This is a genomic window from Ochrobactrum sp. BTU1 (assembly GCA_018798825.1).
In the GTDB taxonomy this organism is placed as follows: Bacteria; Pseudomonadota; Alphaproteobacteria; order Rhizobiales; family Rhizobiaceae; genus Brucella.
The window spans coordinates 2,319,611-2,343,006 of sequence record CP076354.1; the positions used below are offsets into that span (position 1 = coordinate 2,319,611).

Genomic DNA, 23,396 nt, shown 5'->3' on the forward strand with positions numbered 1-23,396 from the left:
CTGATCCTCATTGGTTCAGTTTGCGTGAAGTGTCACGGTGCCATTGTTGAGAAAATAGGCTTTGCTGAACAATGACAGATCAAGTGGATTGGGAAGGCGTACGTCGCTTAAATCCGGGCAAGTTTTGATCTCGGCATCAAACGAGCGGTCGATCTGCGAAATGCAGAGAATGGTCATGCCTTTGTCGCGTGCAAAAGCCTCTAACGCTTGGATCTGCGCCATCAGCTCCGGCTTCTCACGCTTCTGATCCAGGAGTTGAAGATAATCGATGACGATGCAGGTGCCATGCGGTTCGTCTTGCGCCTGACCGATTATGTAATCAGCGCTGATTGCCTCAGATGTGTCGAACACGAACAGATCATTGAAGTCGCGATCATCGACACCAAGCATGTCAAATCGCTTGGCAATGTCTTTTCGTGTGTAATCGAGAGAGTAGAACAGACCGCGCTGCCCCTTTCTCATCGCCTCAATGAGGATTTCAAGACTGAGCAGTGTTTTGCCATGGCCCGGGCGTGCGCCCACCAGAACCAGATTGCCGGGATGCAGGCGCGCATATAGCGCTGCTGCTGAAACCGCGCCTGATTGTTTGTGTGTCAGCATACTCCAGCTTTTGAAGCCTTCGCGCGCTGCAATGCGATCCAATGCAGCATAAAGCGGTATATTCTCATCCCGCGACATAAGTTTCGCACGGCGTTTCAAGTGATAGATGGGAGCCGATAATTTCATCAAAACCTCCTATGCGAGCCATAATAGCAATCCCTCCTTATGCTTTCGCCCGAACAGTTGGTTCGATGGTTAGATTTCCCGCATGAATAATGCTTTCCCGATTGGAGGGGGGAGGCTTGGAAGCAGCCAGAATCAGAGCTTAATCCAGTTTGATTTTGCAGGAAATAGTTCAACGACAGACATGCGTTAAAAAGAAAGGGCCGGAGAGTAAAACACTCTCCGGCCCTGCGTTTGATACGATGTTCGTCTGCTTACTTAACCGAGCCAACCAGCAGATTGTCCTGAGATTCGATTGTGACCCAGCGACCGGTATTGTTTGCGGCCTGACGCTTCAGATAGGTGTAGTCGGTTTCATCCCAACGAAGAACTTCGTCAGTCAGATTGTCGAGAACGAAATCGCCACGATCTGTGCGAACGGTCAGAACCGCATGGCCTTCGCCGTCTGGCTTGCGAACAACCGTGATCAGTAGGTCAGTCATCGGAATGCCAGCCTTGGCCAGTTCACGCTGCTTGAGCAGAACATAGTCTTCGCAATCGCCAACAGTGGTCGGGTAAGCCCAATATTCCTCTACACCGTAGATTTCCATATCGGTCATCGGCTTGATGCGCTCATTAACCGAGAGATTGACGGTCTGAATATTCTGCCAGTTAGCGTTGTTGAGCAGAAGCGGACGGGTATCGCGGCTCACGATGTTGCATTCAGCAGCTTCACGCTTGCAGAACTCGTAATGACCGATTGGCTGTGAGGTCAGTTTACCTGTCTGCATATAGGCTCCCGATGCAGCCTGAGCACCAAAGCTCGAGACGAGAGCAGCAATGCCAATGCTGGCAGCAGCGATAAACTTAATGCTCGAGCGAACTACGCAAAACATACTCAAAGCCCTTTTCACAGCCCGCACTGGGCATTTATTAACGAAAAGTTAAAATATGAAACATGGTCTGAGTCAATTGAGACTGTGGCGTCTTCGCCCAACATCTTAATTAATGGTTAACGCGGGTATGTATCTGAAAACACATCTATAAATTGTATCTATGGGTGCAAAAAACCGCCGCTTGGAAGGCGGCTGTTAGGAAATTACTCATATAAAATATAGGCTTATGCGAAATCTGCCGCCGAAATGGAACAGCTTTTAAATAGGGGCTGGAGAAGGACAGCCATCCTCATGTGATTGCTAAAGTGGTGTGAAACAGACGTTTGTGTGTCCTGCACCCACAAAACCAAGGCGCTGAGCCGCTCCCTTGGAAAGATCGAGAACGCGCCCCTTAATGAACGGACCGCGATCATTGATACGGACGACAAGCGACTTGCCGTTTCTCTGGTTGGTCACTTTTACCTTGGTGCCAAGCGGCAGTGTTTTGTGAGCCGCGGTCAGACCAGCTGGGTTCATGCGTTCGCCCGATGCCGTGCGGGAGGTGAGTGCATACCAGGAAGCACCGCCACAGCGCGCAGCCTGAGCTTCCATTGCGGTGATCGAGAAAAGACCTGTGGTCGCAACGGCGAGCATAGCCATACGAATTTTGAAGTTCATACTGATTCCAAGAGTCGTTTCGAAGTGCCTTCACAGTCTTGACTGAGAAAGGCCGACGGGAACTGGAATCTAAATGTGGCGATGGCGTGATATTATTGAGAGTATTATGAGGTAATTGATTCAGAAGATTGTGCGGAAAATGATCCTATACTATGCGTTGTTTATTTGATGATTCAAGAAAAACTCAGGAATATTTTGAATTGAATCGCGTTGTTTCTGTAAAATCGCTTACGATTCGTTAAGATTCGACCGCCTGCTTCGCAGAGCCATGTTTTCAAGCGCGGGACTCAAGAAAAGCTGCTTTGGCTGAGAGGGGTATTTAGCCGCGACAATACAATTTTTATTTGTATTCCTAGTTTTCGATCCATCACCGCAAGATGACAAAATCTGGCCTTTTATGGGCAAAATACAACCAATGGGTGTTGTCTGGCCGGTAAAGTTTACCGCAACATCTGTAACTTTTGTTGAAATCCGGCGCGATGACACAGTTTTGACCGCTGGCCAGATGCATTCAAAAGCCAAAATCCTGCTATAAGCGCTCAGCTTCAGAATGGAATATGATGCAGGATAATTCGCAAGAGGACGATCAGGACACCGCGCGCCCCGCCGTCTCGGCTGGCAAGCGCGTTGTCTATCTATGCCTTGGCTTTCTCATGCTGGCACTTGGCATCATTGGTGCCATTCTGCCGGTGATGCCAACCACCATTTTCATCATCCTTGCGGCATGGTTTTTTGCGCGTTCGTCACCGAAATTCGAGGCGCGTCTGCTGGCCGATCCGCGTTTTGGCCCGATGATCATCAAATGGCGTGATCGTGGAGCCATTCCACCAAGGGCAAAACTCTATGCATGTCTTGGTATGACGTTTGGCTACGGCATGTTCTGGTGGGGCGCACAGCCTGGCCCCTTGCTTGCCGTTTCAGTTACGGTTTTTATGCTTGGTTCTGCGGCTTATGTCCTGTCGCGCCCGAGCGAATAGCGACAATATCAGAAGGGGGAGTTTCTGATGCCTTTGCCCATCATCAATCCGCTTATCGATAAGCTCTCTGCGCCACCCATCCCAGCCGTTCAGGCGTGGGCGCGTGAATATGATGGCGCGCATGGACCTCTGATCGATCTGTCGCAAGCCGTACCCGGCTACCCACCGCATCCTGATATGCTGCGCTTTCTCGGCGAAGCTGCAAGCTCGGTCGCTTACGCGGGCTATGGCCCGATTGAGGGAGAAATTTTTCTGCGGGAAGCCTATGCCCGGCATGTCGGCAATCTTTATGGCGCGGAGATCAAGGCTGGCAATATTCATATAACGTCGGGCTGCAATCAGGCGTTCATTGCGGCAATCATGTGCGTTGCTCAAAGCGGAGATACGGTTCTCGCCACCGATCCATTCTATTTCAATCACCGGTCATCGTTGGAAATGCTGGGAATTCGCTCGGAAACGATGCTTTGCCGCGCCGAAAATGGCTTCGTGCCGGATATAGAGGATGTGCGGGCCGCATTGCATAAAGGCGTGCGTGCGCTGGTGTTGGTTTCTCCCAACAATCCAACCGGTGCTATTTATCCGCCGCAGCTACTGGCGCAAATCTATGCGGCCTGCCGTGACAATGGAACATGGCTCCTGCTGGATGAAACCTATCGCGATTTTCTCAGTGACGCTGATCAGGCGCCCCATGATCTCTTTAAAGAAGTCGATTGGCCGTCGCATTTGATCCAGCTTTATAGCTTCTCGAAATCCTTCTGCATTCCCGGTCACAGGCTAGGCGCAATCGTAGCGGGTGCTGACATGGTGGCGAATGTTACCAAGGTCATGGACAATCTGCAGATCTGTGCAACTCGCGCGCCACAGATTGCGGTCAGTCGGGCTATCGAGCCGCTACAGTCCTGGCGTGATGACAATCGCAAGGAGATTGCACGACGGGCAGAGGCTTTACGTGTCTCGATGAGCAATGTCGCCGGTTGGCATGTTGAGGCGGTGGGTGCCTATTTCGCTTTTGTGCGGCATCCTTATGATGGTTTGTCTTCTGTCGCGGTTGCCGAGAGGCTTGCCAAAACGACTGGCATCATTACCTTGCCCGGCAGCTTCTTTGGTGAAAGCCAGGATGCTTTCCTGCGCTTTGCTTTCGCCAATGTCGATGTCGCAGGCATTGAGGCGACTGCTGCACGATTGTCATGTTTTAAAATGTGAAGCAGCAGGCCCGCGTGGAAAACCCCACAAAACCGCGGGCAAAGGCGATTGATACAAAGCTGTTACACTACTGTCATATGACTGTTATATAGAGCGCGTAGACGGCTGGTGACGCTTTCACGTCATGTGTCTTTTACAACAGGGGCTGGTGCTCATGAACAAGATGATTTCCTCGACCGCAGCGCTCGCAATTGCTGCAGTATTGTCGGTTTCCGCTGCGAATGCGCGCGATCAGATTCAGGTTTCCGGTTCCTCGACCGTTCTGCCTTATGCCAAGATCGTTGCTGAAACCTTTGGCGAAACCTATCCTAACTTCAAGACGCCGGTCATTGAATCGGGCGGCTCCGGCGCAGGCATCAAAGAATTCTGTAAGGGTGTGGGTGAAAACACCATCGATATCGCCAATGCATCGCGCGCCATGAAGGGCACCGAACTCAAGTCCTGCATCGACGCTGGCGTCAAGGAAGTTCAGGAAGTTCGTTTCGGTTATGACGGCATCGTCTTCGCAACCGACGCAAACGGCCCAGACTGGAAGCTCGCTCCAGTTGATGTTTACAAGGCACTTGCTGCCAAGCTCGTCGTAGATGGCAAGCTCGTAGACAATCCAAATACCAAGTGGAATCAGGTCAATGCAGACCTGCCGGATTGGGACATCACCGCTTACATTCCTGGCGAAAAGCACGGCACCCGTGAAGTTTTTGAAGAAAAGCTTCTTGCTGACGGCTGCAAGGAATCGGGCGCTCTCGACGAAATCAAGAAGACTGGCCTCGACGACAAGGCTTCGGCTGCTGCCTGTATCGCTGTTCGTAAGGACGGCAAGGCAGTCGACATCGATGGCGACTACAGCGAAACGCTGGCTCGCATCGACTCCAACAAGCAGGGCGTTGGTGTTTTCGGTCTCTACTTCTTCGAAAACAACGCTGACAAGCTGAAGGTTGCAACCGTCAGCGGCGTCAAGCCATCGGCTGAAACTGTTGCTTCGGGCGAATATCCAGTTTCGCGCCCACTGTTCTTCTACGTGAAGAAGGCTCACCTGGGCGTTATCCCAGGCCTGAAGGAATATGTTGACTTCTTCCTGTCCGAACAGATGGTTGGCCCAGAAGGCCCGCTTGCTGAATACGGTCTGGTTCCAGCGCCAGATGCAGAGCGTGAAGCTCAGCGTACTGCCTTCACTGAAGGCAAGGTAATGGAAGCTAAGTAAGCTTTGATCTGTGGAATGTGGGGAGAACCTCTCCCCACATTCTTCTTCTTTTGCGCATGTCGTTTAGGACGAGCGCATTCGCATGGACATTGTTGTGCTGGTTCACAGCATTTGTCTTAGTTTTGGGGCAACCGGGGAAATTGAATGTCCTTCTTTCTGGTTCTCGTCAGTGTTGTTGCAATCGGACTGATCGGCTTTTTCATTGGCCGTCAACGCGCCGTTGCACTCAATAAGGCGCAACCTGCAGCCGGATCAGGCGCAGGGGTAGAGAAAATGCATTCCCGCCCGCATTATCATGGCTGGTGGGTTTTCCTCGTTTCGGCTCTGCCCGCAATTCTGTTTCTCGCGGTTTGGGCGGTCGGCACGTCGGCTTATCTTGATCATACGGCAACTGCCCGTATGCCTGAGGCTGTTGAGGATGGCTCCTATTCAGAGCGCAGCTTGCAGCTCGGTATGATCCGCAGCCTTGCCGACGGTATCGTAAAGCTGACACCCGCCGAAATCGAAAGCTTCCCGCAGACCTATAAGGATGCGCGCGAAGTTCTCGGCTCAAAGGGCGTAGTACTTGCTACTGAAGGTCAGGACTATATGGTCCCGATCGCTCTCTTCCTTGAGCACGCCAACAAGATTTCTCACACGGTCGGCAGCGTTATTGCGCTGGTGATTGCCATAGCAGGCCTCGTTTTTGGTCTGTCGGGGATCAAACGTCGCACGCGCGCCCGTAATAATGTCGAGCGCATCGTGCTGTGGGGGCTCGTTGCCTCCTCCGGTATCGCGATCCTGACGACCATCGGCATTGTTTTCTCCGTTCTGTTCCAGACGGTTACTTTCTTCCAGTCGATCGCACCGATGGATTTCTTCTTCGGTACGGTTTGGGACCCACGCTTTGCAGCTGCAGGTTCTGGCGGTGAAGTTGGTCAGTTTGGTCTTATCCCGCTTCTGGCCGGTACGCTCTACATTGCTTTCGTGGCCATGCTGTTTGCAGTGCCCGTCGGTCTGTTCTCCGCGATCTACATGGCCGAATATGCGTCGCCGAGAGTCCGTACCGTTGTTAAGCCGCTGCTTGAACTTCTGGCTGGTATCCCGACCATCGTTTACGGCTTCTTCGCGTTGATTACGGTAGGCCCGTTCCTGCGTGATCTCTCGGCTGCCATTGCAGGCGGTCAGGGTTTCATCATGGCGCAGAGCGTGCTGACGGCAGGTCTCGTCATGGGTGTGATGCTCATCCCGTTCGTTTCGTCGCTGTCTGACGACATCATCACATCGGTTCCGCGCTCGCTGCGTGACGGTTCGCTCGGTCTTGGTGCAACGCGTTCGGAAACGATCAAGCGTGTTGTTCTTCCCGCTGCACTTCCAGGCATCGTCGGTGCCCTTCTGATGACGGCATCGCGTGCAATCGGTGAAACGATGATTGTGGTTCTCGCAGCCGGTGTTGCAGCGCGTCTTACGGCCAATCCGTTTGAAGCCATGACCACCATTACGGTCAAGATCGTCAACCAGCTGACCGGCGACCTTGAATTCGACTCGCCGCAGACACTTGTTGCCTTTGCGCTGGGTATCACTCTTTTCGTCCTGACGCTGATCATGAATATCTTTGCGCTCTACATCGTTCGCAAGTACCGGGAGCAGTACGAATAATGACCGATTCAACTTTCAATGCTGCTGGGAATGCCGTGGCAACACCCCAGCGCCGCGATATCGGAATCAAGCGTCGCTACGCTGCTGAACGCCGCTTCCGCCTCTATGGCATCGTTGCCATTGCGATTGGTGTGTTCTTCCTTTGCGCGCTTCTGTTCTCGGTTTTCTCGAAGGGCTACACGGCGTTCGGACAGACGACGATCTATCTGCCGGTTAAGCTTGACGAGCAGGTTATTGATCCGGGCAACAAGCGCGCGACCGATCCGAATGTGCTGATTACCGCAAACTACCCGCTTCTGGTCCGCAACGCGCTGGCTGAGAAACTCGGTGTGGCATCGACAGATCGCGCGCAATTGCGTGAGGTTGGCCGTTTCTTCTCTGACGGTGTTCGCGTTCAGCTTCGCCAGATGGTGATGGATAATCCATCGCTTATCGGGACTACGCAGACGGTTCCGGTTCTTGCTGCTGCTGATATCGACTCTGCTTATAAGGGCCAGATCGATCTGTCGGTTGCCGAGGCAAACCGTAAGGTTTCTGACCGCCAGGTCGCCTGGATGAAGACGCTGACTGGTGAAGGCATGATGAGCGAGGCTTTCAACTGGGGTCTGTTCACCAATGGTGCGTCCAGCCGTCCTGAAACCTCTGGTCTGGGTGTCGCGCTGGTCGGTTCCTTCTACATGATGCTGATTGTGCTGGTTCTTGCACTGCCTATCGGTGTCGCTGCTTCGATCTATCTTGAGGAATTTGCGAAGAAGAACCGCCTTACCGATCTGATCGAAGTCAACATCAACAATCTGGCTGCTGTGCCATCGATTGTGTTCGGTCTGCTTGGTCTTGCAGTCTTCATCAACTTCTTCAACCTGCCGCGTTCAGCCTCCATTGTTGGTGGTCTGGTGCTGACATTGATGACGTTGCCAACCATCATCATCGCAACACGTTCGGCACTTCGCGCTGTACCACCATCGATCCGTGCGGCGGCTCTGGGGCTAGGTGCATCTAAGACGCAGATGGTTTTCCATCATGTGCTGCCGCTCGCGGCACCTGGTATTCTGACCGGAACGATTATCGGTCTGGCTCAGGCTCTGGGTGAAACTGCTCCGCTGCTGCTGATCGGTATGGTGGCCTTCGTTGCCAATATGCCGACAACCCCGATGGATCCTGCAACGGCTCTGCCTGTGCAGATCTTCATGTGGGCCAATGAAGCCGAGCGTGCCTTTGTAGAACGGACATCAGGCGCTATTATCGTCCTGCTCCTGTTCCTGGCAGTAATGAACATTGCAGCAATTATTCTGCGCCGCCGCTTTGAGCGCCGCTGGTAAACGGGAGAGAAATGATGAATCTCATGACTGAACGATCTCTCGAAAAAGCCGTAGGAGAAAAGATGAACACCAACGCCCCCTCCGTTAAGATGCGCGGTGACAAGGTCTGCGTGTTTTATGGCGAGAAGCAGGCTCTGTTCGAAGTCGATCTGGAAGTTCCGGAAAAGATGGTCACAGCGCTGATCGGTCCTTCGGGTTGCGGCAAGTCTACCTTCCTGCGTTCGCTTAACCGCATGAACGACACCATCGAAGGTTGCCGCATCGCGGGCAAGATCACGCTCGACAACGAAGACATCTACGATCCGAAGATCGACGTTGTTGAATTGCGCGCTCGCGTTGGCATGGTGTTCCAGAAGCCAAATCCATTTCCGAAGTCGATCTTTGAAAACGTCGCCTATGGCCCACGTATTCACGGCCTTGCCCGCAACAAGACCGATCTCGAAGAAATCGTTGTCACCAGCTTGCAGAAGGCCAGCCTCTTTGAAGAGGTCAAGGATCGTCTGCATGATGCCGGCACCGGTCTTTCCGGTGGTCAGCAGCAGCGTCTGTGCATCGCGCGCGCTATTGCCGTCAGTCCCGAAGTGATCCTGATGGATGAGCCTTGCTCGGCACTCGATCCGATCGCGACCGCCAAGGTTGAAGAGCTGATCGACGAACTGCGCCAGAACTACACCATCGTCATCGTTACACACTCCATGCAGCAGGCCGCACGCGTTTCGCAGCGTACTGCCATGTTCCATCTGGGCAATCTGGTGGAAGTGGGTGATACGGACGTGATGTTCACGGCACCGACCGAAAAGCGCACGCAGGACTACATCACCGGTCGCTTTGGCTAATTAATTGGAACGGGAGCGGCGGCTGGTTTGATAACAAAGCTGTTTGGCTTCCCCGCAATTTACATTGAGGTCTATTATGGCGTCTCAGCATACTGTTAGCGCTTACGACGAAGAACTGCAGTTCCTCACGCATAAGATCGCCGAGATGGGCGGTCATGCAGAGCGCATGGTCGAGCAGTCCGTTGCAGCGATTGTCAATGCCGACAATGCACTTGCCCAGCGTGTTATCTCCGACGATCTCATCCTCGATGCAAGTGAGCGCGAGATTGATGATAAGGCCGTAATGATTATCGCCAAGCGCCAGCCAATGGCTGTCGATCTGCGTGAAATCATCGGCTCGATCCGTATCTCTGCCGATCTGGAGCGCGTTGGCGATCTTGGCAAAAATATTGCTAAGCGCGTTGCTGCGGTTTCGGAATCGCGCCAGCCGGTCAAGCTCTATCGCGGCCTTGAAACCTTGGCTGAGCTGGCACTCACCCAACTCAAAGACGTGCTCGATGCCTATGCAACGCGCTCGGTACAGCAGATCAACGTCGTTCGCGACCGCGATGACGAAATTGACTCGATGTACACTTCGCTGTTCCGCGAGTTGTTGACCTACATGATGGAAGATCCGCGCAACATTTCCGCCTGCACGCATCTTCTGTTTTGCGCAAAGAACATCGAGCGCATTGGCGATCACGCAACCAACATTGCTGAGACGGTCTATTACATCGTGACCGGTCTGCAAATGCCTGCGGAGCGCCCAAAAGAAGACCTGAGCCACGGTATCGTCGTGGACGAGGCGCGTAAATCCTAAGAACATCTGGCACCGCATTCGTGCGGTCCAGATGCCTGCATGAATATGAAAAACGCGACGGCACGCGGTCGATCGGGGGCTTGTATCTTCCGCTGCCTCAAGCGCATCCCAAAAAGTGCGAAGCGATTTTGGGAAGTATATGCGATAAAAACAAGTGCTTAGAGCATGATCCAATTTAGTCGGATCACAGGCGCTCTAAATTTTGGATAGGAAATACTGGATGTCACAGGCACCCAAGATTGCTGTGGTTGAAGACGAAGAAGCCCTGAGTGTACTCCTGCGTTATAACCTCGAAGCCGAGGGGTATCAGGTTGACGCGATGCTGCGCGGCGATGAAGCCGAAATCGCACTTCGTGAAAATGTGCCGGATCTTCTTATTCTGGACTGGATGCTCCCTGGTGTTTCCGGGATCGAGCTGTGCCGCCGTCTGCGCCAGTGGCCGGAAACAGAGCGCCTGCCGATCATCATGTTGACCGCACGCGGTGAAGAAAGCGAACGCGTTCGTGGCCTGAGCGTGGGTGCCGATGATTATGTCGTCAAACCTTTTTCGACACCGGAATTGCTGGCTCGCGTCAAAGCCATGCTCCGTCGCGCCAATCCGAGTGTCCTGTCGCATGTGCTGAAAGTCGGCGATCTTGTTCTCGACCGCCAGCAGCATCGCGTCTATCGCAAGGAAAAGGAAGTCCGTCTCGGACCGACAGAATTCCGCCTGCTCGAATATTTCATGATGTCGCCGGGCCGTGTCTTCTCGCGCAGCCAGTTGCTTGATGGCGTCTGGGGGCCAGACATTTATGTCGATGATAGAACAGTCGACGTGCATGTCGGACGTCTTCGCAAGGCAATTAATGTTGGTCGCGCGCTTGATCCTATCCGCACGGTACGCGGTGCTGGATACTCATTCGGATAACCAAATCTCGATTTGCAGAACCCTATACAAGCGGCTCGTTGCTGAAAATGCGACGGGCCGTTTTGCATATTCGGCAAGAACGTTACGACTCAGTTCCAACCTTCCGATTCGGAATTCAATATCCACAACGTGCCAAAACGGCCAGTATCACACGATGTTACAATGATCGTGACAAAGTTGAAGAGCCGGCGAAATCGAGGTCAAAAGCAGCATCGAAAAAGCTTAAAAAGACGCTTGCGTAAAATCTTGAAACATCGGCGAAATAAGGCAGTGATGTGGCCTGTATTTCAGCAAATTGAATCGCGTTAAATCAATAACTTATAAGATTTGCTAAATCACGTTAAGGATTTGTTAATAAATTTAAGGGGTTTGTGGGGAAAATTAAGCTCTGGATTCGGGTTCAATCTGCCTCTGTTTTGGAGGTGTCATGACTTTTGGAATTTGACCATTCGCCTTTTTTTGGCCTAAAAATTCTAAAACCTTGAATGCAATGAGTGACAGCAGAACGTTTATTTTATGATTTTCGTTCTATTTGGCTGGAGCGCCGGGCATCTTAGAAGGATGTGCAAAGGCTGCTCTGTTAGTTCAAATCTGCTGCATAGTTTTATGCGGTGGCACCACAGCCAGGTTTCAAACGCCTTTTGCGGGGCGGAGGCCAGGTTGGATCAGTTAAGGGTCCTAACTATGAGACTGAGCCGTTGACGCGCGCTTCGAAATGGAAATTGCCCGTTATTCTAGGGCTGCTGGTTGCGCCATTTTTGGTGACGGGTTGCACGACGACCAGTGGTACGACCAAAACCAAAACCGAAAAGACGGCGGCGGCTAGCCACGTCAAGACAGTCAATGGCGTCAAGACTTTCACATACACCGCCAAAGACCGCGAATGCCTCGAACGTGCGATGTTCTTCGAATCCAACCGTTCAAGCCCCGATGGTCTGATGGCCGTTGGTACGGTTGTGATGAACCGTCTCGCTTCGGGTAGCTATCCGGATACGATCTGCGGCGTTGTTGGTCAGAAGAACCAGTTTGCGCCCGGCGTTCTGACACGCAAGATGAATTCAAAGGCTATGCCTGACGTTCAGGCAACAGCCGATGCTGTTCTTAAGGGCAAGCGTCATCCATCGCTGAAGAACTCGATGTTCTTCCACACGGCTGGCTTGAAGTTCCCTTACCGCAACATGCATTACGTGCTGGTTGCTGGCGGAAACTCCTTCTACGAAAAGCGTGGTCGCGATGGCGAACTGGAAAATCCGGTTCCACAGACCCCGTACAATCTGGCCTATGCTTCTACTCCACAGGCACCATCCATGCCTGAAGGTCCGTTCTACAACGTAACCGATCAGCAGGATGCGACTGTTCCGCAGGCACAGCCAACAGTGCAGGTTGCATTGGCTGAAGCAGCGAAGACGACAGAAACCCAGCAGAATGGCGGCGTCGGCCCACAGGCTCGTGGTGATCGTTTGGCTGCTCTGCCTGTCAAACCAGCGGAAAAGCCGGTTATGACACAGGTGGCAAGCTATCAGCCGACATTCGATGAAACGGCTCCGGCTGCGGAAAATGTATCTCTCGGCTATACCGCCGATAAGAAGCATGTCGATGCAATCGGCGCGATGCTTCTGTCGCAGGAACGACCGGAATCACCACTTTAAAAGCTGACTTAAGCACAAAAAAGCGCCCGAAAGGGCGCTTTTTTATTATTTTGCCTGCACTGGTACGGGTCGATAAACAGGCTGATAGATAACCATGGGCATATCATAGAAATCAGGTTTGTTCTGCCAGGCACGACGATCCGCACGGCGGTCAAGATCAAGCTGCAACAGGCAGTTGGAAAACGCATCGGATTTTTGTTTGAAACCATAGCTGCGGCAGGTCTGTTCGTCTGCTGCGCGGCGCTGTTCGGGTGTCATAGTTTGACAGCCTGCAACCAAGCCCGCCAGACCAAGGATAATAAGCACGCTTTTCTTCATAGCCGTTGCTCTCATTGAGTAAAAGTTTCTATCGACCGCGATCTAAATATAGCGCAGTGGCGAGAAAAAGCGTGGTGAAATTAAGTCATCTTGCCCAGCGCATCCTGAAAAGTGCGGCGCAGTTTTCAGACACGATGTGCGCCAAAAAGAGATTGGGGCGCTTATCTGGTGCAATCAGATTGAAAAGCGCTCTAAACTGCCGCTGATTCTTTCAAACACGAGGCTTGCAGCCATATGGCACATGACAATAACGCTCCCGTCATCGATCCGGTAAAACTCGAACGTCTGGCCGAAGTCGCTGTGCGCGTCGGGCTGCAATTGCGCGAAGGTCAGGACCTTGTCATCACCGCACCTGTCGTTGCGCTGCCGCTGGTGCGTTTGATCGCGAAACACGCCTATAAGGCTGGTGCAGGCGTCGTAACGCCATTCTTCTCCGATGATGCAATTGCGCTGGCGCGTTATGAAAATGCATCGGATGAGAGCTTTGATCGTGCGGCTGGCTGGCTTTATGAAGGCATGGCCAAGGCCTATGCCAATGGCGCAGCACGTCTCGCCATCGCCGCTGATAATCCGATGCTGTTGTCCTCGCAGGATGCGTCAAAGGTTTCGCGCGCCAATCGCGCCAACTCCAAGGCCTATCAGCCAGCGCTCGAAAAAATCGCAGGTTTCGACATCAACTGGAATATCGTTTCCTACCCGAACCCGGAATGGGCGAAGCTGATGTTCCCAGATGACGCAGAAGACGTTGCGACCCGCAAGCTGGCCGATGCTATATTTGCTGCTTCCCGCGTTGATGTGGACGATCCGGTCGGTGCATGGGCCGCGCACAATGCAGCATTGCGCACCCGCACGCGTTTCCTCAACGGCAAAGCCTACAGCGCGCTGCATTTTAAGGGACCGGGCACAGACCTGACGGTCGGTCTTGCCGATGGCCATGAATGGCATGGCGGCGCATCGACGGCCAAGAACGGCATAACCTGCAACCCGAATATCCCGACCGAGGAAGTATTCACCACACCACATGCGCTGCGCGTCGAGGGGCATGTATCGAGTACCAAGCCGCTGTCGCATCAGGGCACACTGATCGACAATATTTCCGTGCGCTTTGAAGGTGGACGCATTGTCGAAGCCAAGGCAAGCCGTGGCGAAGAAGTACTCAACAAGGTACTGGATACGGACGAAGGCGCACGTCGTCTGGGTGAAGTGGCGCTGGTTCCGCACTCCTCGCCAATTTCGCAGAGCGGGCTTCTGTTCTATAATACGCTGTTTGATGAAAATGCTGCGAGCCACATCGCGCTCGGCCAGTGCTATTCGAAATGCTTTATCGATGGTGCAAAGCTTACACCTGAACAGATTGCAGCACAGGGTGGTAATTCAAGCCTCATTCACATTGACTGGATGATCGGTTCCGACAAGATTGATGTCGATGGGGTTAATGCAGATGGCAGCAGAGAGCCTGTCATGCGTGGCGGCGAATGGGCCAACTGATAAAAATAAGGCCGGGAAATTTCCCGGCCTTATTCGTATTCTCAGAACACCAAAATCAGTTCTTTTCCTGAACGTGGGCTTCTAGGAACCACAGCGACTTGTCGAGGCTGCGCGAGGCGGCGGTGAAAATATCCGCCGTGGTGTCGTCACCTGCTTCATCTGCATCTTTGATCGACTGGCGTACGAGATTTGCAACATCGCCATAGCGTTCGATCAGCGCTGCCAGATGATCATGAACAGCGTAAATGTCGGTCGGATAAGCCTCAAGCTTGGAGTCTTTCGCGACAACCTGTGTCGTACCATAGGCGGTTCCGCCAAGCTGTACGGCACGTTCGGCGATGGTATCGACATGCTCGTCGAGGTCAGTGCGGAACGTGTCGAGCAATTCATGCACGGCGATAAATTGCGGTCCCTTGAGGTTCCAGTGAGCCTGCTTGGTGATGAGGGCAAGGTCGATTGTCGCGGCCAGATTTTCATTCAGCAGCGCGATCATCGTGGTCTTTGTATTGGAGGGAAGATCGTTGCGGGTTGCATGCATCGACTTCTTGGACATTTTATCCTCATATCCTTTGCGCGATCCGGCTTGTTTTCGGTGATTGGGATATCACCGATGAAAAACAGATTTGTTTCTCTAAAAAAACCGGTCTCGCCAGATCTCAATAAAAGGCCGGTCTTGGGATACGGTAAATGGTATCCGCCCCGCATCCAGCATAAAAACGTTCCGCACAAAGTTTTGTTCCTGAAAACAGCTGCAAATTTAGCCGGTTTTATGTGTTTCGCTTGTCGCAGGACGATTTCTGATTTACCCGATGGCACATGAAGATACTCGCCCTCGATACCGCCTCTTCCTGGTGTGCTGCCGCAGTCTATGATTCCGGCACAAATACAGTTCTTGCTGAAATCAGCGAGAATATCGGCAAGGGACATGCTGAAGTCCTGATGGACTATATTGGGCAGGCAATGACGCAATCCGGAATTTCTATGACCGAACTTGATCGTGTAGCTGTCAATGTCGGTCCTGGTTCCTTTACCGGCGTGAGGATTGGTGTGTCGGCCGCACGCGGTTTTGCACTCGCACTTGATCGCCCGGCACTTGGCGTAAGCGCGTTTGATGCACTCGCGTCTGAAGTTGCAATAAGCCATCCAAGACAGCCGGTTCTGGTTTTGCTTGAAGCGCATCGTGGTGAGATTTATGCGCAGGCCTTTGGTGCTGACGGGGTGGCCATAACTGGCCCGATGGTGCTGGCGCGTGAGGAAGCGCTGGCGCTTATTCAACAGCAATCTTCCGACACGATTCTGTCGGGTTCGGCTGCCGCTGCGCTCAATGAAACTCTAGCAGGTTCTTTCAGTGTTGCGCGCGGTGAGCCGACAGCACACATCGGCACTTATGCAAAGCTCGCAGCCTTGCACGAGCCGGGTGAGGCCCCTAAGCCGCTTTATATGCGTGGCCCTGATGTGAAGCCGCAGACGGGTTTTGCACTGCCGCGCAAGGCAGGCGGGGAATAACGTCATGATGAGCTTTGTGCTTGGACGCTTTGGCCGCAGACCTGTTTCAATTGAGCCGCTTGGCGCACAGGACAGCGGCGAAATCCAACGTATTCACGCGCTGGCTTTTCATCATGGCTGGAGCTCGGACGATTTCCGCTCGCTGATTGCGCAGGATTCGGTGTTCGGCTTTGTTGCGCGGCCCGAGGGTAAGCCCGGCAAGGCATGTGGCTTTGTGCTGGCGCGACTGGTTGCAGGCGAAGCGGAAATTTTAACGATTGCGGTTTCTGATGAGGTGCGCAAGCGGGGTGTCGGACGCTCGATGATGGATGCGGTGCTGCGTTATCTCTATCAGGAACGCGCAGATACGCTGTTTCTGGAGGTTGATGAAAACAACATCGCGGCACTCGTATTGTATCGGCGCATGGGTTTCAACAAGGTCGGTGATCGCCCTGCTTATTATGAAACAACCAATGGCCGCTCGTCGGCTTTCATTCTGCGACGCGATCTGGTGAGACCACAATGATTGGTGCAATCCGCATCGTTCTGGTTGTTGCAGCGATGGTGACGCTGAGCTTGTCGCTTATTCCCGTGCAGTATGTTTTTCTGAAACTGAAAAACACATGGAAACGCCGCCTGCCGAATTTTTTTCATCGCATTGTAGCGCGCCTGTTTGGTTTTCGGATCGCGATTGTCGGAGAAATGCCGGAAGGCCGACCGCTGCTGCTGGTCGCCAATCACACATCATGGAGCGATATTGTCGTTCTTTCGGCGACAGGGCAGGTGTCATTCATCGCCAAGTCCGAAGTCAAAAGCTGGCCGGTATTTGGATTCTTTGCAGTGCTGCAGCGCACCGTCTTCGTTGAGCGTGAACGGCGCGGCAAGACCGGCGAACAAACATCCGACATCGCCAGGCGTCTGGCTGATGGCGATGCCATGGTGCTGTTTCCCGAAGGCACGACATCGGATGGCAATCGTGTCTTGCCATTTAAAACCGCACTTTTTGGTGCTGCCCATGCAGCAATCCGCGAAGCCAGCGTGCCGGAAGTGATCGTGCAGCCGGTAGCAATTGCCTATACTGGTGTGCATGGCATGGCGATGGGCCGTTATCATCGCCCGATTGCCTCATGGCCGGGTGATGTTCAGTTGATGCCACATCTCAAGGGCATCCTGCGCGAAGGTGCCATCGATGTTGAAGTGCGCTTCGGTGAGCCGATTGTGGTAACCGCCGATACGGATCGCAAAGCGCTTGCCCGCTCCATGGAAAACCGGGTGAGGGCGCTTTTGCAGACGTCGTTGCATGGTCGCGAGATCGCGGAAGATTAAGAGCGTAAGTTTGTCGCCTTTTAATGCCGTGATAAAAACGCTAGATAGCCGCCATGAGCGAAAACATGACCGATATTCAAAAAGCATCAGATGGCAGCAACACACGTAAGGTCTTTGTGAAGACCTATGGTTGCCAGATGAATGTCTATGACAGCCAGCGCATGGCCGACAGCCTTGCACAGGAAGGCTATGTCACGACCGATACGCCGGATGATGCTGATTTGGTTCTGCTCAACACCTGCCATATTCGCGAAAAGGCATCGGAAAAGCTTTATTCAGCGCTGGGTCGCCTGCGCAAGATGGCTGATAAACGAGGACCAAATGGCAAGGAATTGACCATTGGTGTTGCCGGTTGCGTCGCACAGGCTGAAGGTCAGGAAATCCTGCGCCGTGCGCCCAATGTCGATCTGGTGATCGGACCTCAGACCTATCATCGTTTGCCGAATGCGCTTGCGCGCGTGCGTGGCGGCGAAAAGGTTGTCGAAACCGAATATGCCATCGAAGACAAGTTCGAACATCTGCCCGCACCAAAGCGCGAAGAAACCCGCAAGCGTGGTGTCTCGGCTTTTCTGACGGTTCAGGAAGGTTGCGACAAGTTCTGTACGTTCTGCGTAGTGCCCTATACGCGTGGTTCGGAAGTCTCGCGCAGTGTTGCGCAGATTGTTGCTGAAGCAGAACGCCTAGCCGATAGCGGCGTGCGCGAACTCACGCTTTTGGGTCAGAACGTCAATGCATGGCATGGCGAGGGTGATGATGGTCGCGAGTGGGGGCTTGGTGAGCTTTTGTTCCGCCTTGCACGCATCCCCGGTGTGGCGCGTTTGCGTTATACGACCAGCCATCCGCGTGACATGGACGACACGCTGATTGCAGCGCATCGCGATCTTCGTCAGCTGATGCCTTACCTGCATCTGCCGGTTCAGGCGGGTTCGGATCGTATTCTCAAGGCGATGAACCGTCGTCACAAGGCTGATGAATATATCCGCCTTGTCGAGCGTATCCGTGAAGTGCGCCCGGATATGGCTCTATCGGGTGATTTTATCGTCGGCTTCCCCGGCGAAACTGATCAGGATTTTGAAGATACGATGCGTCTGGTGCGCGAAGTGCATTATGCGCAGGCCTATTCGTTCAAATATTCGCCGCGTCCCGGCACACCCGGGGCGGATCTTCCCGACCATGTGGAAGAAGCAGTCAAGGATGAACGCCTGCAACGTCTTCAGACGCTGTTGAACGAACAGCAATATGCGTTTCAGGATTCGCTCGTTGGCCGTGAAATGGATGTGCTTCTGGAAAAGAAGGGCCGTTTCGACCGTCAGATGGTTGGCCGTTCGCCATGGCTATTGCCTGCGATCATCGATGACAATGAAGATCAGGTCGGTGAAATCATCCGCGTAAAAATTACGGGGACTGGCACCAATAGTCTTATTGCGCAAAAGCTTGTCTAAGCGCATGATGTCATTCAGGCAGTAGTCGCGGTGTCTCGAGTTTCGTACCGAACATTCTGCCGGTACTGCGATTGCAATGCGTGAACCTTAGGGAGATGCGGTTGAGCGCTACTGAAAAGTTAAAGCCTGCCAAGCCAACCATTCAAACGCAAAACAGCCCGACTATAACCCCGGTTACAAGCTCAGCTTCTGGGGCCTCCGATATGGCTCATATCGTCCTCACATTCGACAATAACCGTCTTGCCAGTGCGCTTTACGGCCAGTTCGATGAGAACTTGGCGCGTATCGAGCAGAAGCTCGGTGTCGATGTGCGTTCAAAGGGCAATCAGCTTTCGATTCGTGGAGAACCCACCGCCACCGAACAGGCACGGCGTGCGTTGGATAATCTCTATGAAACTCTGCAAAAGGGCCATGAACTTGGACCGTCAGATGTTGATGGTGCTCTTCGCATGGCGATTGCTGCCGACGATCAGCTGACACTGCCGACCCTTGAAAACAAGGGCAAGCTTTCGTCGGCGCAGATATCCACCCGCAAGAAGACGATCTTTGCCCGCACCCCGGTTCAGGACGCCTATATGCGTGCCTTGGAACGCTCGGAGCTGGTTTTTGGTGTCGGTCCTGCGGGTACGGGTAAAACCTATCTGGCGGTCGCCCATGCAGCCATGTTGCTGGAGCGCGGTCTTGTGGAGCGCATCATTCTTTCTCGTCCGGCTGTTGAAGCAGGCGAGCGTCTCGGCTTTCTGCCGGGCGACATGAAGGAAAAGGTCGATCCTTACCTTCGCCCGCTTTATGACGCGCTTTACGACATGATGCCTGCGGAAAAAGTCGAACGCGCTATTACAGCTGGCGTGATTGAAATCGCTCCGCTTGCCTTCATGCGTGGCCGCACGCTTGCGCATTCGGCCGTCATTCTCGATGAAGCGCAGAACACGACATCCATGCAGATGAAGATGTTTCTGACACGTCTTGGTGAAGGTTCGCGCATGATGGTCAATGGCGATCCAAGCCAGATCGATCTTCCGCCCGGCCAGAAATCCGGTCTCGTTGAGGCGCTTCGAGTTCTCGAAGGCGTGGATTCTGTGGTCAAGGTGCGCTTTACCGAGAAAGATGTCGTGCGCCATCCGCTGGTGGCTGCAATTGTCGGCGCTTACGACAATGATGCAAAAAAGCACGCACGGTCGGAATGATTGAAGATTAGTCTTGCATTCCTGTGAGACAATGACGATCTAAAAATATTACGTCCGCTTTCAGGCGGACGTCTCTTTTAACAACTGGAAGGATAGAGCGGCTGTTTCATCGCAAGCCGCGACAGAAGTGTCAGACAACGCGATCCAAATCGATATTATGATCGAAGCCGGCAACTGGCCGGATGAAACAGTCCTTGAAGGGCTTGTGAAACGCTCCGTTGAGGCGGCCTGGGATAATCTCCGGTTGAAGCCTGCAGAGAGCGAACTCAGTCTGGTTTTTACAGACGATGCTTCAATCCGGAAGATCAATGCCGAGTGGCGTAACAAGGACAAGCCGACCAACGTGCTGTCCTTCCCAGCTTACCCTGTAAAGGCTGGCGAGCAGCCTGGCCCGATGCTTGGCGATATTATCGTCGCACGGGAAACGGTGGAACGCGAAGCTATCGAAGAGGGCAAACCACTCGATAACCATCTTTCCCATCTCGTGGTGCATGGCTTTTTGCATCTTTTGGGATACGATCACGAGACGGAAGAGGAGGCCGAGGAGATGGAACGCCGTGAGCGCGAAATCCTTCATGCTCTTGCCATCCCTGACCCTTATGCTGTATCCGATTTAAACGTTGAAACAGATTGATCATGGCTGACCAAAACAATTCCTCGACCGCTGGCGATAGCCGAAGCGACACACAAGACGCCGAAGGGCAAAGTACGCAGCGCTCACAATCGAGCGAAAAGCGTTCCCTGCTGGCAAATATTTTCCCGTTCATGCGTTCGCGTCAGTCATCTTCCTTGCGTGAAGATTTGGCTGATGCGCTTTCAAGCACCGAAAGCGAACAAGACTCCGCTTTCTCGCCTGAAGAAAAGGCGATGCTTCATAACATTCTGCGCCTGCGTGAAATCCGCGTCGAAGACGTGATGATTCCGCGTGCGGATGTCGTGGCCGTTGAAATCTCGACGCCTCTTTGGGAAGTGCTCGAACTGTTCGAAAGCTCGGGCCATTCGCGTATGCCGGTTTATGCCGAAACGCTGGATGATCCGCGCGGCATGATCCATATCCGAGATGTTCTTAATTATATCACTAAGCAGGCCCGTCAGAAGACGAGCCGCCGAACGACCGCGCGCAAGACTGCAGAGACAAGTGCTGCCAAGTTTGACATGGGCCGGATCGATCTTACCAAGACGATTGGTGAACTTAATCTGATGCGTAAGGTTTTGTTCGTACCGCCATCGATGATGGCAAGCGGACTGATGGCGCGTATGCAGGCAACCCATATCCAGATGGCGCTGGTCATCGATGAATATGGTGGCACAGACGGTCTGGCTTCGCTGGAAGATATTGTCGAAATGGTCGTCGGCGATATTGAAGACGAGCACGACGACGAAGAAATAATGATCGCCGAAGAAGCAGACGGCGTTTTTGTTGTTGATGCTCGTGCTGATCTTGAGGAGCTGACTCAGAAGATCGGCCCTTCCTTTGAAGTGGGCGAGCATGGCGAGGATGTCGACACTGTCGGCGGCCTTATCTTCTCCGTTCTCGGGCGCATTCCAGTACGCGGTGAAGTGGTTCAGGCAATTCCGGGATATGAGTTCCATGTGCTGGAAGTTGACCCGCGTCGTGTGAAGCGGGTTCGTATTGTACCTCTTTCAGAAGCTGATCGTCGCAGGCAGTTGCGTGCCGTAACCACACCCAAGACGGATGAAGGCGTTTCCGATAGCACGCCAGAAACAACGGAAGCGTCCAAAGAGGCCTGATGATCAAGGGGCTTGCGGGGAAAATAGCGTCTTTAAGCGGCTGGCGTCGAGCATTGGTTGCTTTTATCAGCGGCGCCATTGCGACGCTGACGCAGCCTCCCTTTGATGTTTTCATCGCAGGCTTTTTCGCCTTCCCTCTGCTTGTCTGGCTGATGGATGGCGCTGTTCCCGACGCGAACAAAGGCCCGATAAAACGCTTTTTCCCGGTTGGCCTCATCGGCTGGTGGTTTGGCTTCGGCTATTTCGTGTCCGGTCTCTGGTGGATCGGGTCGGCCCTTCTGGTCGATGCGCGACAGTTTGCCTGGGCCATACCACTTGCCGTTTTAGGCCTTCCGGCGTTTCTTGCCATTTTCTACGGACTGGCTGCGATGATCGCTCGGCTGTTCTGGTCCGATGGTATGGGGCGTATTTTCGCTGTCGCACTTGGCTTCGGCTTCACCGAATGGTTGCGAACCTTTGTTTTCACGGGTTTTCCGTGGAATGCATTGGGCTATGCCGCGATGCCGACACCAATGATGATGCAATCGGTGGAGATTATCGGTCTTGTTGGCATGAGTGCGCTTGCAGCGCTTGTCTTTTCTGCACCGGCGCTGCTCAGCGGCGGGAAACTGGCAAAGACGGGGATGGGGCTGGCAGCGCTGCTTGTGGCCGCTCATATCGGCTTCGGCTTCTGGGTCTTGTCAAACGCGCCTGCACTCGACACAGACCGCACAACGCTCTCGATCCGTATTGTGCAGCCTTCCATTTCGCAAAGCCTGAAGTGGGACAACAACGAGCGTCGCGCAATTTTTGACAAATTCATTGCGATGACCGAACAGGCGCCAAAAAACGGCAATCCAAGGCCGGATGTCGTGATCTGGCCGGAAACTGCGGTTCCCTATATTCTGTCATCGACACCAGAGGCGCTCGCGCGTATTGCCGATGTGGTCGGTGACGATCAGGTTTTGCTGACGGGTGCCGTGCGCGAAGAACTCGTGCCGCGCCGCGACCCGCGTTATTATAATTCGATCCTGACGATCAACGGCGATGGAAAAATCATCGATTACACTGACAAAGTGCATCTTGTTCCATTTGGTGAATATTTGCCATTTGAGCAGATTTTGCGCAGTTTAGGTCTTCAGGAAATCGTGGAGATGCCAGGCGGCTTTACTGCCGCAAAGGCGCGCCACGCCATCAACGTAATGGAAGGCCAGACCTTCCTGCCGCTCATTTGTTATGAAGCAATTTTCCCTGACGAGCTTTCCTATACTGGACGCAAGGTGACTGCGATCGTCAATGTTACCAATGATGCCTGGTACGGTGACACGCCGGGACCTTACCAGCATTTCCGACAGGCACAGGTGCGTTCGGTTGAACAAGGCCTTCCGTTGGTGCGTGCAGCAAATAATGGTATTTCAGCAGTCGTCGATGCCTATGGTCGAATCATAGAGCAACTTCCACTCGACGCCGTTGGCGTCATAGATGCTTATCTTCCCGAAGAACGTGTCCCATTTTGGGGCAATGCACCCGGTGGTAAGCAGGCTCTTTCTATCCTGTTAACCTTACTCGCCGTATGCGTGTGCATGCGGCTGCCAATTGGCAGGCGTTTTCATTGACACGACAATTTTGTTAAGC

23 protein-coding genes are annotated in these 23,396 nt (G+C 53.3%); 18 read left to right on the forward strand and 5 right to left on the reverse strand.

The genetic code is table 11. From position 1 onward, the window contains the following. Nucleotides 1–15 precede the first annotated feature (15 nt). The 3 genes from KMS41_11210 to KMS41_11220 all read right to left on the reverse strand — a co-directional run bounded on the left by KMS41_11210 (nucleotide 16) and on the right by KMS41_11220 (nucleotide 2,255). Complete coding sequence (locus tag KMS41_11210; protein QWK77627.1) at nucleotides 16–726, reverse strand: replicative DNA helicase; 711 nt, start codon at nucleotides 724–726, stop codon at nucleotides 16–18. Nucleotides 727–977: 251 nt separating this feature from the next. Beyond that, the gene (locus tag KMS41_11215) at nucleotides 978–1,598 is read right to left on the reverse strand and encodes a transglutaminase-like cysteine peptidase (GenBank protein ID QWK77628.1); all 621 of its coding nucleotides are present in this window, start codon (nucleotides 1,596–1,598) and stop codon (nucleotides 978–980) included. 300 nt (nucleotides 1,599–1,898) lie between these two features. After that, nucleotides 1,899–2,255, reverse strand: a complete 357-nt coding sequence (locus tag KMS41_11220; GenBank protein QWK77629.1) for a septal ring lytic transglycosylase RlpA family protein — start codon at nucleotides 2,253–2,255, stop codon at nucleotides 1,899–1,901. Nucleotides 2,256–2,815: 560 nt separating this feature from the next. Between KMS41_11220 and KMS41_11225 the strand changes: the two genes are divergently transcribed. The 9 genes from KMS41_11225 to KMS41_11265 all read left to right on the forward strand — a co-directional run bounded on the left by KMS41_11225 (nucleotide 2,816) and on the right by KMS41_11265 (nucleotide 12,784). Continuing rightward, a complete protein-coding gene (locus tag KMS41_11225; protein QWK78859.1) occupies nucleotides 2,816–3,232 on the forward strand; it encodes a YbaN family protein in 417 nt (138 codons plus the stop codon). A gap of 33 nt (nucleotides 3,233–3,265) precedes the next feature. Further along, nucleotides 3,266–4,435, forward strand: a complete 1,170-nt coding sequence (locus KMS41_11230; protein ID QWK78860.1) for an aminotransferase — start codon at nucleotides 3,266–3,268, stop codon at nucleotides 4,433–4,435. A gap of 154 nt (nucleotides 4,436–4,589) precedes the next feature. Further along, nucleotides 4,590–5,636 (forward strand): substrate-binding domain-containing protein, encoded by a 1,047-nt coding sequence (locus KMS41_11235; GenBank protein QWK77630.1) that lies wholly within the window; start codon nucleotides 4,590–4,592, stop codon nucleotides 5,634–5,636. A 144-nt stretch (nucleotides 5,637–5,780) separates the two neighbouring features. Next, a complete protein-coding gene (pstC, locus tag KMS41_11240; protein QWK77631.1) occupies nucleotides 5,781–7,274 on the forward strand; it encodes a phosphate ABC transporter permease subunit PstC in 1,494 nt (497 codons plus the stop codon). Next, nucleotides 7,274–8,593 carry a phosphate ABC transporter permease PstA gene (pstA, locus tag KMS41_11245; protein ID QWK77632.1) on the forward strand — a complete coding sequence of 440 codons (1,320 nt, stop codon included), beginning with the start codon at nucleotides 7,274–7,276 and terminating at the stop codon, nucleotides 8,591–8,593. The genes pstC and pstA overlap by 1 nt, the downstream gene beginning before the upstream one ends. 14 nt (nucleotides 8,594–8,607) lie before the next feature. After that, entirely contained in the window at nucleotides 8,608–9,429 is an 822-nt protein-coding gene (locus KMS41_11250) for a phosphate ABC transporter ATP-binding protein (protein QWK78861.1), read from the forward strand. A gap of 76 nt (nucleotides 9,430–9,505) precedes the next feature. Next, a complete protein-coding gene (phoU, locus tag KMS41_11255; GenBank protein QWK77633.1) occupies nucleotides 9,506–10,228 on the forward strand; it encodes a phosphate signaling complex protein PhoU in 723 nt (240 codons plus the stop codon). Nucleotides 10,229–10,448: 220 nt separating this feature from the next. Then, a complete protein-coding gene (gene phoB / locus KMS41_11260) occupies nucleotides 10,449–11,135 on the forward strand; it encodes a phosphate regulon transcriptional regulator PhoB (protein ID QWK77634.1) in 687 nt (228 codons plus the stop codon). A 698-nt stretch (nucleotides 11,136–11,833) separates the two neighbouring features. Then, nucleotides 11,834–12,784: a cell wall hydrolase gene (locus KMS41_11265; protein QWK77635.1), complete on the forward strand. Its 951-nt coding sequence runs from the start codon at nucleotides 11,834–11,836 to the stop codon at nucleotides 12,782–12,784. Between the two features lie 45 nt (nucleotides 12,785–12,829). Here the strand turns inward: KMS41_11265 and KMS41_11270 are convergent, their stop codons facing one another. After that, nucleotides 12,830–13,117: a hypothetical protein gene (locus tag KMS41_11270; protein QWK77636.1), complete on the reverse strand. Its 288-nt coding sequence runs from the start codon at nucleotides 13,115–13,117 to the stop codon at nucleotides 12,830–12,832. 219 nt (nucleotides 13,118–13,336) lie between these two features. Here KMS41_11270 and KMS41_11275 point away from each other — a divergent pair, with 219 nt between their 5' ends. Then, nucleotides 13,337–14,590 (forward strand): aminopeptidase, encoded by a 1,254-nt coding sequence (locus KMS41_11275; GenBank protein ID QWK77637.1) that lies wholly within the window; start codon nucleotides 13,337–13,339, stop codon nucleotides 14,588–14,590. 55 nt (nucleotides 14,591–14,645) lie between these two features. Here KMS41_11275 and dps read toward each other — a convergent pair whose 3' ends face one another. After that, complete coding sequence (gene dps, locus KMS41_11280; protein QWK77638.1) at nucleotides 14,646–15,143, reverse strand: DNA starvation/stationary phase protection protein Dps; 498 nt, start codon at nucleotides 15,141–15,143, stop codon at nucleotides 14,646–14,648. 263 nt (nucleotides 15,144–15,406) lie between these two features. Here dps and tsaB point away from each other — a divergent pair, with 263 nt between their 5' ends. From tsaB to lnt, 8 genes are all read left to right on the forward strand, one after another. Next, on the forward strand, nucleotides 15,407–16,096 hold the full coding sequence (gene tsaB / locus KMS41_11285; protein ID QWK77639.1) for a tRNA (adenosine(37)-N6)-threonylcarbamoyltransferase complex dimerization subunit type 1 TsaB: 690 nt from the start codon (nucleotides 15,407–15,409) through the stop codon (nucleotides 16,094–16,096). A 4-nt stretch (nucleotides 16,097–16,100) separates the two neighbouring features. After that, nucleotides 16,101–16,601 carry a ribosomal protein S18-alanine N-acetyltransferase gene (gene rimI, locus KMS41_11290; GenBank protein ID QWK77640.1) on the forward strand — a complete coding sequence of 167 codons (501 nt, stop codon included), beginning with the start codon at nucleotides 16,101–16,103 and terminating at the stop codon, nucleotides 16,599–16,601. After that, nucleotides 16,598–17,401: a 1-acyl-sn-glycerol-3-phosphate acyltransferase gene (locus tag KMS41_11295; protein QWK77641.1), complete on the forward strand. Its 804-nt coding sequence runs from the start codon at nucleotides 16,598–16,600 to the stop codon at nucleotides 17,399–17,401. Before rimI ends, KMS41_11295 begins: the two co-directional genes overlap by 4 nt. Before the next feature lie 53 nt (nucleotides 17,402–17,454). Next, nucleotides 17,455–18,843 (forward strand): tRNA (N6-isopentenyl adenosine(37)-C2)-methylthiotransferase MiaB, encoded by a 1,389-nt coding sequence (miaB, locus tag KMS41_11300; GenBank protein QWK77642.1) that lies wholly within the window; start codon nucleotides 17,455–17,457, stop codon nucleotides 18,841–18,843. A gap of 101 nt (nucleotides 18,844–18,944) precedes the next feature. After that, nucleotides 18,945–20,030 carry a PhoH family protein gene (locus tag KMS41_11305; GenBank protein QWK77643.1) on the forward strand — a complete coding sequence of 362 codons (1,086 nt, stop codon included), beginning with the start codon at nucleotides 18,945–18,947 and terminating at the stop codon, nucleotides 20,028–20,030. Between the two features lie 127 nt (nucleotides 20,031–20,157). Then, nucleotides 20,158–20,664: an rRNA maturation RNase YbeY gene (gene ybeY / locus KMS41_11310; protein ID QWK77644.1), complete on the forward strand. Its 507-nt coding sequence runs from the start codon at nucleotides 20,158–20,160 to the stop codon at nucleotides 20,662–20,664. Nucleotides 20,665–20,666: 2 nt separating this feature from the next. Then, nucleotides 20,667–21,782: a hemolysin family protein gene (locus KMS41_11315; protein QWK77645.1), complete on the forward strand. Its 1,116-nt coding sequence runs from the start codon at nucleotides 20,667–20,669 to the stop codon at nucleotides 21,780–21,782. Beyond that, entirely contained in the window at nucleotides 21,782–23,377 is a 1,596-nt protein-coding gene (gene lnt, locus KMS41_11320; GenBank protein ID QWK77646.1) for an apolipoprotein N-acyltransferase, read from the forward strand. Before KMS41_11315 ends, lnt begins: the two co-directional genes overlap by 1 nt. Nucleotides 23,378–23,396 lie beyond the last annotated feature (19 nt).

What these genes read in the sequence shown, in the direction of transcription:
- KMS41_11210 (QWK77627.1), bottom strand. Translation starts at nt 726, where the DNA reads ATGAAATTATCGGCTCCCATCTATCACTTGAAACGCCGTGCGAAACTT.
- KMS41_11215 (QWK77628.1), bottom strand. Translation starts at nt 1,598, where the DNA reads ATGTTTTGCGTAGTTCGCTCGAGCATTAAGTTTATCGCTGCTGCCAGC.
- KMS41_11220 (QWK77629.1), bottom strand. Translation starts at nt 2,255, where the DNA reads ATGAACTTCAAAATTCGTATGGCTATGCTCGCCGTTGCGACCACAGGT.
- KMS41_11225 (QWK78859.1), top strand. Translation starts at nt 2,816, where the DNA reads ATGCAGGATAATTCGCAAGAGGACGATCAGGACACCGCGCGCCCCGCC.
- KMS41_11235 (QWK77630.1), top strand. Translation starts at nt 4,590, where the DNA reads ATGAACAAGATGATTTCCTCGACCGCAGCGCTCGCAATTGCTGCAGTA.
- pstC (QWK77631.1), top strand. Translation starts at nt 5,781, where the DNA reads ATGTCCTTCTTTCTGGTTCTCGTCAGTGTTGTTGCAATCGGACTGATC.
- pstA (QWK77632.1), top strand. Translation starts at nt 7,274, where the DNA reads ATGACCGATTCAACTTTCAATGCTGCTGGGAATGCCGTGGCAACACCC.
- KMS41_11250 (QWK78861.1), top strand. Translation starts at nt 8,608, where the DNA reads ATGAATCTCATGACTGAACGATCTCTCGAAAAAGCCGTAGGAGAAAAG.
- phoU (QWK77633.1), top strand. Translation starts at nt 9,506, where the DNA reads ATGGCGTCTCAGCATACTGTTAGCGCTTACGACGAAGAACTGCAGTTC.
- phoB (QWK77634.1), top strand. Translation starts at nt 10,449, where the DNA reads ATGTCACAGGCACCCAAGATTGCTGTGGTTGAAGACGAAGAAGCCCTG.
- KMS41_11270 (QWK77636.1), bottom strand. Translation starts at nt 13,117, where the DNA reads ATGAGAGCAACGGCTATGAAGAAAAGCGTGCTTATTATCCTTGGTCTG.
- KMS41_11275 (QWK77637.1), top strand. Translation starts at nt 13,337, where the DNA reads ATGGCACATGACAATAACGCTCCCGTCATCGATCCGGTAAAACTCGAA.
- dps (QWK77638.1), bottom strand. Translation starts at nt 15,143, where the DNA reads ATGTCCAAGAAGTCGATGCATGCAACCCGCAACGATCTTCCCTCCAAT.
- tsaB (QWK77639.1), top strand. Translation starts at nt 15,407, where the DNA reads ATGAAGATACTCGCCCTCGATACCGCCTCTTCCTGGTGTGCTGCCGCA.
- rimI (QWK77640.1), top strand. Translation starts at nt 16,101, where the DNA reads ATGATGAGCTTTGTGCTTGGACGCTTTGGCCGCAGACCTGTTTCAATT.
- KMS41_11295 (QWK77641.1), top strand. Translation starts at nt 16,598, where the DNA reads ATGATTGGTGCAATCCGCATCGTTCTGGTTGTTGCAGCGATGGTGACG.
- miaB (QWK77642.1), top strand. Translation starts at nt 17,455, where the DNA reads ATGAGCGAAAACATGACCGATATTCAAAAAGCATCAGATGGCAGCAAC.
- KMS41_11315 (QWK77645.1), top strand. Translation starts at nt 20,667, where the DNA reads ATGGCTGACCAAAACAATTCCTCGACCGCTGGCGATAGCCGAAGCGAC.
- lnt (QWK77646.1), top strand. Translation starts at nt 21,782, where the DNA reads ATGATCAAGGGGCTTGCGGGGAAAATAGCGTCTTTAAGCGGCTGGCGT.